Source organism: Paenibacillus sp. J22R160 (assembly GCF_059692135.1).
Genome location: NZ_JCAUAU010000002.1, coordinates 139,609 through 151,137, shown reverse-complemented (window position 1 = coordinate 151,137; position 11,529 = coordinate 139,609). Strand labels below are relative to the sequence as shown.

General features: G+C 46.8%; 12 protein-coding genes and 1 other annotated feature. Of the genes, 3 read left to right on the top strand and 9 right to left on the bottom strand.

Going from position 1 to position 11,529, the window contains the following annotated elements:
* Both dapD and AC58UW_RS04065 read left to right on the top strand, forming a co-directional pair.
* Entirely contained in the window at positions 1-711 is a 711-nt protein-coding gene (dapD, locus tag AC58UW_RS04070; protein ID WP_161406031.1) for a 2,3,4,5-tetrahydropyridine-2,6-dicarboxylate N-acetyltransferase, read from the top strand.
* Between the two features lie 20 nt (positions 712-731).
* Positions 732-1,853, top strand: a complete 1,122-nt coding sequence (locus tag AC58UW_RS04065; RefSeq protein WP_497419437.1) for an N-acetyldiaminopimelate deacetylase — start codon at positions 732-734, stop codon at positions 1,851-1,853.
* A gap of 54 nt (positions 1,854-1,907) precedes the next feature.
* On the opposite strand, the gene AC58UW_RS04060 is transcribed toward AC58UW_RS04065, so the two are convergent.
* Genes AC58UW_RS04060 through lspA form a run of 3 tightly spaced genes read right to left on the bottom strand, consistent with a single transcriptional unit; the run spans position 1,908 to position 4,537 of the window.
* Positions 1,908-3,062 (bottom strand): aminotransferase A, encoded by a 1,155-nt coding sequence (locus tag AC58UW_RS04060; protein ID WP_497419436.1) that lies wholly within the window; start codon positions 3,060-3,062, stop codon positions 1,908-1,910.
* Between the two features lie 31 nt (positions 3,063-3,093).
* Complete coding sequence (locus tag AC58UW_RS04055) at positions 3,094-4,044, bottom strand: RluA family pseudouridine synthase (RefSeq protein ID WP_497419435.1); 951 nt, start codon at positions 4,042-4,044, stop codon at positions 3,094-3,096.
* A complete protein-coding gene (gene lspA / locus AC58UW_RS04050) occupies positions 4,019-4,537 on the bottom strand; it encodes a signal peptidase II (protein ID WP_497419434.1) in 519 nt (172 codons plus the stop codon). The genes AC58UW_RS04055 and lspA overlap by 26 nt, the downstream gene beginning before the upstream one ends.
* 171 nt (positions 4,538-4,708) lie before the next feature.
* On the opposite strand from lspA, the gene AC58UW_RS04045 reads away from it, so the two are divergent.
* Positions 4,709-5,449: a TraR/DksA C4-type zinc finger protein gene (locus tag AC58UW_RS04045; protein ID WP_497419433.1), complete on the top strand. Its 741-nt coding sequence runs from the start codon at positions 4,709-4,711 to the stop codon at positions 5,447-5,449.
* A 56-nt stretch (positions 5,450-5,505) separates the two neighbouring features.
* Here the strand turns inward: AC58UW_RS04045 and ileS are convergent, their stop codons facing one another.
* From ileS to AC58UW_RS04015, 6 genes are all read right to left on the bottom strand, one after another.
* Positions 5,506-8,274 carry an isoleucine--tRNA ligase gene (ileS, locus tag AC58UW_RS04040; RefSeq protein ID WP_497419983.1) on the bottom strand — a complete coding sequence of 923 codons (2,769 nt, stop codon included), beginning with the start codon at positions 8,272-8,274 and terminating at the stop codon, positions 5,506-5,508.
* Positions 8,275-8,341: 67 nt separating this feature from the next.
* Positions 8,342-8,587: a binding site (T-box leader), on the bottom strand.
* A gap of 73 nt (positions 8,588-8,660) precedes the next feature.
* A complete protein-coding gene (locus AC58UW_RS04035) occupies positions 8,661-9,140 on the bottom strand; it encodes a DivIVA domain-containing protein (RefSeq protein WP_145656906.1) in 480 nt (159 codons plus the stop codon).
* Between the two features lie 106 nt (positions 9,141-9,246).
* Complete coding sequence (locus tag AC58UW_RS04030) at positions 9,247-10,029, bottom strand: YlmH family RNA-binding protein (RefSeq protein ID WP_497419432.1); 783 nt, start codon at positions 10,027-10,029, stop codon at positions 9,247-9,249.
* Positions 10,030-10,031: 2 nt separating this feature from the next.
* On the bottom strand, positions 10,032-10,304 hold the full coding sequence (locus AC58UW_RS04025; protein ID WP_497419431.1) for a YggT family protein: 273 nt from the start codon (positions 10,302-10,304) through the stop codon (positions 10,032-10,034).
* A gap of 32 nt (positions 10,305-10,336) precedes the next feature.
* Positions 10,337-10,759, bottom strand: a complete 423-nt coding sequence (locus tag AC58UW_RS04020; RefSeq protein WP_315951381.1) for a cell division protein SepF — start codon at positions 10,757-10,759, stop codon at positions 10,337-10,339.
* 41 nt (positions 10,760-10,800) lie between these two features.
* Positions 10,801-11,487 carry a YggS family pyridoxal phosphate-dependent enzyme gene (locus tag AC58UW_RS04015; protein WP_497419430.1) on the bottom strand — a complete coding sequence of 229 codons (687 nt, stop codon included), beginning with the start codon at positions 11,485-11,487 and terminating at the stop codon, positions 10,801-10,803.
* Positions 11,488-11,529: the final 42 nt, after the last annotated feature.

The following is an 11,529-nucleotide window of genomic DNA, read 5'->3' as shown; positions in this document are numbered from 1 at the left end:
ATGAGCGAAATGAATACGTTAGAAATCATCCAGTTTATTAAAGAAAGCAAGAAAAAAACTCCGGTTAAAGTATATGTAAAAGGAAACCTGGAAGGCATCGAATTCGGCGAAGGCAGCCAATCCTTCATTTCCGGCGGAAGCGGCGTCGTATTTGGCGAGTGGAGCGAAATCTCCCCAGTGCTTGAAGCCAACAAAGAACAAATCGTTGATTATGTGGTTGAAGCAGATCGCCGCAACTCCGCAATTCCTATGCTTGACCTGAAAGGGATCAACGCTCGTATCGAGCCAGGCGCGGTTATTCGCGATAAAGTACATATCGGTGACAACGCGGTTATCATGATGGGCGCGCTTATTAACATCGGTGCATCCGTAGGCGACGGCACAATGATCGACATGAACGCTGTTCTTGGCGGCAGAGCGCAAGTCGGCAAAATGTGTCACATCGGTGCAGGCGCAGTAGTTGCAGGCGTAATTGAGCCCCCTTCCGCACAACCTTGCGTAATCGAAGATGACGTGCTTGTGGGCGCGAATGCCGTTATCTTGGAAGGCGTTCGTATTGGAAAAGGTTCCGTAGTAGCCGCAGGCGCTATCGTTACACAAGATGTAGAAGAGTACACAGTTGTTGCAGGAGCTCCTGCTCGCGTTATTAAGAAAGTTGACGATAAAACAAAATCCAAAACAGAAATCTTACAAGATCTGCGTACCCTGTAAGATCCTCTGGAGGAACACCTATGTCTAGCCCTTTCATCGCATTGCGTCGTCAGCTTCACCAAATCCCAGAGCCGGGCTTTCAAGAGTTCAAGACCCAAAAGCTGCTCTTAGACCAACTTGCTAAGCTGCCTCAGGAGCGGATGAGCATCCGGACGTGGCGGACAGGCATTTTGGTTTATATCCAAGGAACAAATCCGACCAAACGCTTTGGCTATCGGGCGGATATGGACGGGCTGCCGATTACGGAAGAAACATCTCTTCCGTTTCCTTCGCAGCATCCGGGATACATGCATGCCTGCGGGCATGATTTCCACATGTCCATTGGAATGGGCGTTATCACCCATTTTGTACAGCAGCCTATGAGAGATGATCTTGTTGTCTTGTTCCAGCCGGCTGAGGAAGGTCCTGGGGGCGCATTACCAATGCTTGCTTCTGAAGAGCTGCAGGACTGGATGCCCGATCAAATGGTTGCCCTCCATGTCGCACCTGAATATCCGGTTGGCACCATTGCCACGCGGCCTGAGATTCTGTTCGCCAATACCTCTGAGCTGTTCATTGATCTCTTGGGCAAAGGCGGGCATGCGGCTTACCCGCATCAAGCGAATGATATGATTATCGCGGCTACGCAAATGGTTGGCCAACTGCAAACCATCGTTTCCCGTAATGTGAATCCATTGGATTCGGCCGTCGTGACCATCGGCAAAATGGAGGCTGGCACAAAACAGAACATCATTGCCGAAAAGGGACGCTTGGAAGGCACGATTCGCACTCTTTCCGCTGATTCGATGGACAAAATCAAAAAACGGATTGAAGCCATTGCAGCCGGCATCGAAAGCTCTTTTGAATGCAAAGTAACGATCGATTACGGCTCAAATTACCGTCAAGTATTTAATGATCCCGCTTTGACTGAGGAGTTCATGGCGTGGTTGCGAACTACCGATCAAGTTCAGCTAGTGGAATGTACAGAAGCTATGACCGGCGAAGATTTTGGCTATTTTTTGGAGCAAATTCCCGGTTTCATGTTCTGGTTAGGGGTAGACACTCCTCACGGTTTGCACAATAGCAAGCTTGACCCGGATGAGCGCGCGATTGAAGTCGCGATTAACACCATTACGGCTTACTTCAGTTTTAAATCTCAGTAAGCTTATATGCAAAAAAACCTCCAAAGGCTAAATCCCTTGGAGGTTTTTTGCATATTACAATTTGCTGATAAATCGTTCTACGCGATTCAGTGACTCTTCCAGTACTTCCTGCGAATAAGCGTAGGAAATGCGGATAAAGCCTTCCCCGTAGGAGGTAAAAGCATCTCCGGGCACAACCGCGACATGCTCATCTTGAAGCAGTCTCATTGTGAACTCCTGCGAGGATAATCCGAATTTGGCGATGGACGGGAACAAATAGAACGCCCCATCTGGCTTCTCAAGCTCAAAGCCCATAGCCACCAAACGGTTGTAGACGTAGTCTCGGCGCGCTTCATATTCTTGTCGCATCGGGAGTGCATCGTCGATCCCTGCTGTCAAAGCTTCCAAAGCAGCGTACTGGCTCACTGAGCTGGCACAGGTGACATTGTATTGGTGTACCTTGACCATATGCTCAGTAATGTTGGCTGGCGCCAAGGTAAAGCCAATCCGCCATCCTGTCATGGCATGCGATTTGGACAATCCATTAATGACAATCGTTTTTTCCCGCAGCTTGCCGATTGTCGCAATGGATTGATGGGTTCCCCCATATACAAGCTCACTGTATATTTCATCGGATAAAATGAACAATTCACGCTCTTCCAACAGCTGTGCCAAGTCGTTCAGTTCTTGTTTGGACAGCACTTGTCCTGTTGGATTCGACGGGTAGCACAAGATTACGCAGCGTGTCTTGTCCGTTAAATATGGCGCTAGCAGCTCGGCTGTTAATTTCAAGCCATTCTTCCTTGTGTCCACATATACGGGAACTCCGCCAGCTAGACGAATCAAAGGTTCATACCCTGGATAAATCGGTGCCGGCAAAATGACTTCCGCGCCCGGCGTAAGTATTGTCCGCAGCGTGATATCTACGGCTTGGCTGGCCCCTGCCGTTACAATAATTTCATCAGCAGCACGATACGTTTGACCGTATTTCACTTTCACAAAATGAGATACCGCTTCTCTAAGCTCCAGCAAGCCTGGATTTTGCGTATAAACGGTTTTATTTTCGTCCAGCGCCCTATGACCCGCTTCAATAATGTGCCGCGGCGTCGGGAAATCCGGTTGTCCGATCGTTAGCGTCAGCGCACCCGGAATGGTGCTGACCAGATTGGAGATTTTACGAATGCCCGAAATTTGAATATCTTTTACTTGTGGATTAATTAAATGCTCCATGTGATTCGCTCCTCTCCCCATCAGATGAACCCTAGGATGTTCGTATGGTTTGCAGTAAGTGCTCCATGTCCGATGGAATCGGGGCTTCGAACTGCAGCCATTCCCCTGTTCGAGGATGCTCGAAGCCTAGAATTGCGGCATGGAGCGCTTGTCCATCCATCAACATCCCTTTGCTCTTCCCGTACATCGGATCTCCGACTAAAGGATGTCCAATAAACTTCATGTGCACGCGGATTTGGTGTGTTCTCCCCGTTTCAAGCTTGAGCTCCACCAATGTGAAATCGCCAAAACGCTCCAACACGATGAAGTGTGTCACAGCATGTTTACTGTTTTTCTCCGTCACCGTGTACATCTTGCGATCATGCGAATCGCGTCCAATCGGCGCATCAATCGTCCCTTGATCATGCTGAAGATTCCCATGAACTAACGCGATATATTTGCGATTAACCGTATGGGCCTTCAATTGCTCCGCAAGACTGGCATGGGCCTTGTCATTCTTAGCTGACATGATCAAGCCGGATGTGTCCTTATCGATGCGGTGAACAATGCCAGGACGCAGCTCTCCGTTGATGCCGGAAAGATCCTTGCAATGATGCATCAAGGCATTAACTAACGTGCCTGAATAGTGCCCTGGCGCAGGATGTACAACGAGTCCCCGTTGTTTGTTGATCACGATAACATCTGCATCTTCATATACGACATTAAGCGGAATGTCTTCAGCAATCAGCTCGACGCCTTGCGGCTCAGGAATTTGCAGCAGAATGACATCATGTTCCGAAAGCTTATAATTTGGCTTGATCGTTTTCTCATTTACCTTAACATGCCCGTCTTTAACCCATTGCTGCACCAAGGTTCTGGACACATCTTCTTCCAAGGCTTCCGTGATGAATTTATCGATCCGTTCACCCGCATACGGTTTCTCAACTGTCCATTCCATTACATCTTGAGATGCGACTTCAGACGAGGTCTGATTTGTGTTCATGAGCGGCTCCTTTTTTCTCTTTTCTCCATGCAAGGATTGAATCTAAGAAAATGAGGATAACCCCGATCACGATGGCGGAATCAGCGATATTGAAAATAGGATAAATGTAATAAATGTCCTTACCAAAAAAGCTGAAATCAAAAGTAACCTGCAGGAAATCCACAACTTCGCCGAATAACGCGCGGTCTACAAAGTTTCCGATAGCTCCCCCTAGCAGCAAGCTAAGCGCGCATGTCAGCAATGTTTTACCTTCACGGCTTGTCCGACGCATGTACCATACGATACCAATCAACACAAAAGTCGTAATGATAATGAAAAACCATCGTTGGTTTTGTAAAATACCGAATGCCGCTCCCCGGTTTCGATGGGAAGTGATCATGAAAAACTCGCCGATTACAGACCTTTCTTCGCCGAGCGGAATCCTTTTTACGATGAACCATTTGGACACTTGATCCAAAATAAACACAATTAGCGCATAGAAATAATACTTCATGATCTTTTCCTCCTAGGAGCTTTGCCTCTGCAATAACCCACTTCATAAACATTCACATCTATCCATAAGCAAGAAAGGTACCTTATTTTCAAGGAATTACCTCACTAAAAAACGCGGCTGCTCGGCATTATAACGGTAAGGATCAGCTGTAAGAAGGGAGCTGTACGACCTATGAGCCATTTAACCGATGAGCAAACAAAACATTTATACTTGCAATTATTGGAGGAAAAGCTTGATCTCGAAAAACATTTTGCCACGAACGATCATTTTGGCCTGTCAAACTCTTTCAAAGACAGCACTGGTGAGCTATCCATGTACGATAATCATCCAGCTGACGTGGCCACCGAGATTTTCGAACGTGAAAAAGATATCTCGCTCAATGAGCATGCTGAATTTCATTTGAGGCAAGTTGATGAAGCCATAGCTCATATGGAAAAAGGAGATTATGGCCAGTGTGTCTTTTGCCATAGCCCGATTTCTTTTGAGCGTTTGCAAGCTATTCCAACCACTCTCTACTGTAAAGAGCATGTGCCTGATCCTGAGCAGTCCTTCAGAAGACCCGTTGAAGAGCAAGTTCTCTATCCGCCTTTTGGCCGGACAAGCTTTGATGAACGTGACGACGAAACCGAATTTGACGGTGAGGACGCTTGGCAAATCGTTGAAAGCTGGGGTACATCCAACACCCCTGCATTCGCAGAAAACCCTAACGTCGAGAGTTACGACGAAATGTACATTGAAGCTGATGAGAATGTCGGCTATGTTGAATCTTTCGAAAGCTTTGTAGCCACGGATTTATATGGCGAACATGTCTCCATTGTGCGCAGTAAAGCTTACCGGGATTATATGCACAGCGAGGAAGGCGACCCCTTTCTGGAGCCGGATAAACGTTCTCTTGATGACGAGCCTCTCTAAAATAAACAGGACAAACGAGCTTCGCTTCTTACAGCGCAAGCTCGTTTGCTCCTTTCTTACTCGTGGTAATGAGCAGTAACCACGTCATTACATCTGGCGCATAAGGTTGGATGTTCCTTACTTTGCCCAACCTCTGGAGTCACTATCCAGCAGCGCTCGCACTTCTCGCCGTCTGCAACGGCAATAGCAATAGCCAAATCCTTCGTCTGATGTGCCCCCTCAGGCGCACTCGTATCTGGCTGATGTACACTCACAGCGGACACAATGAACAGTTGATCCAACTGTTCAAGCTGGGAAAGCAAGCCATAAGTTGCTTCACTCGGATAAAGGTTCACAGCAGCCCCTAAAGAATTACCGATGACTTTCTCTTTACGCGCTTCTTCTAGTGCTTTCAGCACTTCATCGCGAACATCGAGGAAGCTATTCCATTTATTTTCCAATTCCTCATTGTACAAGCTCGAATCCACTTCCGGCAGTTCAGCCAACTGAACACTGCTTAAATCTACACCAGGAATGTACTTCCATACTTCGTCAGCCGTATGAGCCAAAACCGGCGAAATTAGCTTGGTCACAGCGACTAATGAAGCATACAACACCGTTTGTGAAGCTTTCCGAGCCGGGTCTTGCGGTGCATTCGCATATAAACGATCCTTGATGATATCCAAGTAGAAGGAGCTCATCTCAACCGCACAGAAATGATGAATCGTTTGATAAACAACGTTGAATTCATAGGCGTCGTAAGCTTTAATAACCTTTTCAATCATACGGTTCAAACGGATCAATGCATAGCGGTCAAGCTCAGACAAACTTTCAACAGCAACGCGATCTGTCTCGGGATTGAAATGGCTCAAGTTTCCGAGTAAGAAACGCATCGTGTTACGGATTTTGCGATAAACTTCCGTCGTTTGATTCAAAATATTGTCCGAAATCCGGTGATCTGATTGGTAATCCACGGAGGACACCCATAGACGCAGGATATCAGCGCCTAGCTTGCCGCAAACCACATTAGGATCAATCGTGTTCCCAATGGACTTGGACATCTTACGTCCTTCTCCGTCCAGTGTGAAACCGTGACTTAGAATGCCTTTGTAAGGTGATTGCTCTTTAGTCGCAACGCCAGTAATCAAGGAGGAGTTAAACCAACCACGGTATTGGTCAGAACCTTCTAGATACAGATCAGCGGGCCACTGAAGCTCAGGACGAGCCTCTAACACCGCCACATGGCTGGAACCGGAATCAAACCAAACATCCATGATGTCTGTTTCTTTGCGGAATTCGCCATGACCGCATTTCGAACAGCTAGTTCCAGCAGGAAGCAGGTCCTTCTCTTCTTTGATAAACCAAGCATTCGATCCTTCTTGCTCAAATAGCTGTGCAACATGCTCAATCGTTTGTTCATTCACGAGCGGTTCATTACAGCTGCGGCAGTAGAAAATAGGGATTGGCACACCCCATGAACGTTGTCTTGAAATACACCAGTCTCCGCGATCAGCGATCATGTTGTGCAGGCGGACTTCTCCCCACTCAGGCGTCCATTTCACTTTCTTGATTTCATCCAACATCTCTTGTCTGAACTTATCGATCGAAGCGAACCATTGCTCCGTAGCGCGGTATATAACAGGCTTCTTCGTGCGCCAATCGTGCGCATATTGATGCTGAATTTCCCCTGCTTTTAGCAATAGGCCTGATTCCTGCAGCTTCTCAATGATCAGCTTGCCGCCTTTTTCATAGAACATACCTTCGAATCCAGGTGCTTCCGCTGTAAAATGACCTTGGTCATCTACAGGACAAAGGACGCCGATGTTATAGCGCTGACCGATTGCAAAGTCATCTTCCCCGTGACCTGGAGCCGTATGTACACAACCTGTACCGGCTTCAAGCGTCACATGTTCGCCGACCATAACTAGGGATTCACGGTCGTAGAACGGATGATGGCAAGTAGCGTACTCCAGTTCTTTACCTTTCACTGTAGACAATACTTCATAATCGCTCCAGCCAATTTCTTTGGCTGCTGCTGCCAGCAAGCCTTGCGCAATTACGTACTTCTTCCCATTAGCTTGCACCACGGCATAATCAAATTCCGGATTCAGGGAGATGCCCAAATTGGCTGGAAGGGTCCAAGCTGTTGTCGTCCAGATGACGATTGCTGCGTCTTGTGGAAGCTTGCCTTTTCCGTCTTTAACCGGGAAAGCTACATAGATGGATGAGGACGTTTTTTCTTTGTACTCGATTTCCGCTTCAGCTAACGCACTTTCGGAAGACGGGGACCAGTAGACAGGTTTCAAACCTTTATAGACGTACCCCTTTTGTACCATTTTGCCGAAAACACGGATTTGTCCCGCTTCATATTCCGGCTGCAACGTAATATAAGGATTTTTCCAGTCGCCTCGAATACCTAGACGTTGAAATTGGCTCTTCTGCTTCTCAACCGATTGCAGTGCGTATTCTTTGCAATATTCACGGAACTCAGGGACCGTCATTTTCTTGCGATCGACTTTTCCGCTGTTCGTGATCACCTGCTCGATCGGCAAGCCGTGTGTATCCCAGCCTGGCACATAAGGAGCATCATACCCTTGCAGTGTTTTAAACCGAACAATCACATCTTTCAAAACTTTGTTAAGTGCATGTCCAATATGAATATCTCCATTCGCGTATGGAGGCCCATCATGCAAAATAAATTTTTTCCTGCCTTTGCGACTCTCCTGCACTTTGGCATAGATGTCTTCGGCATCCCAATGTTCTTGAATTTTAGGCTCCGCTTGAGGTAAATTCCCTCTCATCGGAAAATCGGTTTGTAATAAATTTAATGTTTTGCCATAATCCATTCCAACCACTCCATTCTTACCTTCACACATTTTGTCGTCCATAAAAACAAAAAAAGCCCCTCATCCCTAAAGGGACGAGAAACTCTGCTCGCGGTACCACCCTCGTTAATAAGCCGCCGAAAAGACGCGATAACCTCGCCACTTCCTCGCTCATTCACTCGATCATGTGTAACGGCATGACCCGGTTCTCTCTACTTCATTCAAGAGACGCTCCTGGGGGATATTCGGTACGCTGCAGAGATTAGGCTCACACCAATACCCTAATTCGCTGACACTGCTTAAACGTCCTACTCGTTCCAGTCATAGCTTTGCTGAGATACTTTTAACAGGAGTATAACGAATTCGCTAGACATAGTCAATATGACAGCCGCCTAGCAGCCGTCTTCCTACGCTTCTTCCTTTTGATCAAACTGCATACTCTGCCAGCCTTCATTGTTTAAAAGCTCTAGCTGAGCTTCCAGCAGTGTCCGGAAGCGTGTACGGTAAATCGACGCTTGTTTCTTCAATTCTTCAATCTCAAGAGCAACCTTGCGTGAGCGTGTCAAGGACTCGTTGATAATCCGGTCTGCGTTCTTCTCAGCTTCTTTCAAGATCAGCTGTGCTTCTTTCTTGGCGTTGCTTCTAACTTCATCCGCTGCTTCTTGGGCAACAATAATTGTTTTGCTTAACGAGTCTTCGATGTTCGTGAAATGATCCAGACGTTCCTGCAGGGCCACCGTTTGATTAGCTAAGTCTTTATTCTCACGAATCAATGCCTCGTAATCTTTAATGACTTGATCGAGGAATTCATTGACTTGATCTTCATCGTATCCGCGAAAAGAACGGGAAAATTCCTTATTATGTATATCTAACGGTGTTAATGGCATCAGTGCCCCTCCTTTGCGTTTTGCACAGCAATACGCACATCTATACTGAATCAGTTCGACAGAAAATTAGCAATTCCTGCATGGTTCGTGGATAATTTATCCACGTTCACGCAAACTTGCCGATCTTCACACGAATCCTACCTTTTTTCGTTACGCCTTCGACTTCAAGCACCTTGAATCTGCCGAAACCTTGCATAGAAATCATGTCGCCTTCCTTCAGCGGCTTACTCGGATCTTCTTCCGGCTTCCAATTGACGCGGCAGCGCCCAGCTTGAATAGGTATCAGTACTTTGGCTCGGCTAAGCCTAAATACATCGCTTACAATTCCGTCCATCCGCATGGAGGCAACGGATAACGTCAGTTCGTCCAGGTTCACACTGGCTAGCTCCAGTTTGTCCAGTGGCAACAGCTCTGTCTGGACATGCACTCTGTGAACTTGTGACAAGTTCAAATGCAAATAGTCCGCTGCATCGCGGGTCACTAGGCAGTGGCAGCCACCCTCTATAACATGAATATCGCCAACCTTGTCCCGCTTCATGCCGAGTCCAAGAATGGCGCCCATGTAATCCCCGTGTTCTAATGTTAGAAATTTACCGTCCCCGGATGAAACAGAGAGGACAGCCATCTCCATATCTTCCTCATCCAAAGTCCGGTAATCAGGGGCGATTAACGCCCTTCTGCGTTCCGCGTCTGAATAGCCGCCATCGAACCGGCAATGCACATCCGGATGCCGATTAACCAGCGAGGTTAGAATGAAAGCTTGTCTGGGATCCAGAAAATCAGTCAGCTTCACGGCATGGTTCTGTGCCGCACGCTCCACCCAATCCCAGGCTTTATCTACAAAGTAATGTTCGTCTGAATGAAAATGACTATAGAGTTCTCTAGACAATTTTAAAACATCCCTACAATGAAATCTAGAACAGCAACAATCCCCATAACCACAAAGCGCAAAGCGATAAGGGCAACGATTGGCGACAAGTCAATGAACCCGATGCTTGGAATTATTTTTCGGAAAGGACTTAAATACGGTTCAACTAATTTCCCCAGCAGTCCTCCGACAAAGCTGTCGCGTGCATTCGGGAACCAGGAAAGAATTAAGTAACCGATAATCATGAAATAATAAATTTCCATCAAAATACTAAGATAATAGTGAACGTAATCCACGTACGCATCCACCTCTGTGTTAGGATATGCGCCTATTCCTCACTCATCATCTCTGAGATGTGGCCATGAATATCAACTGTATCAGGTGTGCAAAGGAAGATATTCGGTCCCAGTTTGGATATAGACCCATTCAAAGCATATACTGTACCACTTAAAAAATCTACGATGCGTATGGCTAAATCGCCGCGAACCCGCTGAAGATTGACAACCACCGCTCTTCGTGAACGAAGATGATCCGCGATGTCTTGCGTTTCTTCATACGTTCTAGGCTCACTAAGCACGACACGCGCGTTCTTTTGTGAGTGAATGCTGACGACATTCGCTTTATTTTTATTACGTAATTCATAAGGATTGGTTTCAGGTTCTTCCGTTGTTTCCACGATTCGCTCACGCTCCACAACTTCTTCCTCTTCTTGTAATCCAAGAAAATTCATAAAACGGTTATAAACTCCCATTATAATTCCCTCCTATCCGCTTCTTCAATCCTTTATAACCTTTATGCTTCTTTTCCAACCAGAACAGTACCCAATCGCACCCATGTAGCTCCTTCTTCAATTGCCACTTCAAAATCCCCGGACATTCCCATAGATAACTCCTTAATGTCGTAGGAAAAGATGTGACGCTCGTTCAACCGGTCTCTCAGTTCTCTTAAACCGCGAAACACAGGTCTTGTTGCACCGGCTTCCATCTCATAAGGCGCCATTGTCATTAAACCGGAGATATGTATATGCTGCAGTTTGCTGACTTCTTCAGCAAATTCGAAGAAATGCTCGGGATTCATGCCATACTTCGATTCTTCTCCAGAAATGTTTACTTGCAGCAGACAGTTAACTTTCATACCCAGTGCCGCAGCCTGCTTGTCCAGTTCTTTGGCCAGCGACATCCGATCGAGCGAGTGAATGTAGGCGAATTTGCCAATGACATCCTTCACTTTGTTCGTCTGCAAATGACCTATGAAATGCCAAGTTCCCCGATCATGCAGAGCTTCCCACTTGGGCTTCACATCCTGCCAGCGGTTCTCACCGATATGCAGCAGTCCGGCATCTAGTACACTTCGGGTCGTCTCCAAGGAAACATATTTCGTCACAGCAATAATCTTGATCTCATTCTCATCTCGTCCTGACCGCTGACAAGCTGCAGCAACACGAGTTTCAACTTCTTCTTTGCGCGCTAGTAAACTCATATATGTAAACACCCTCAATTCCAAACGTTGCCTGCTCGTTCT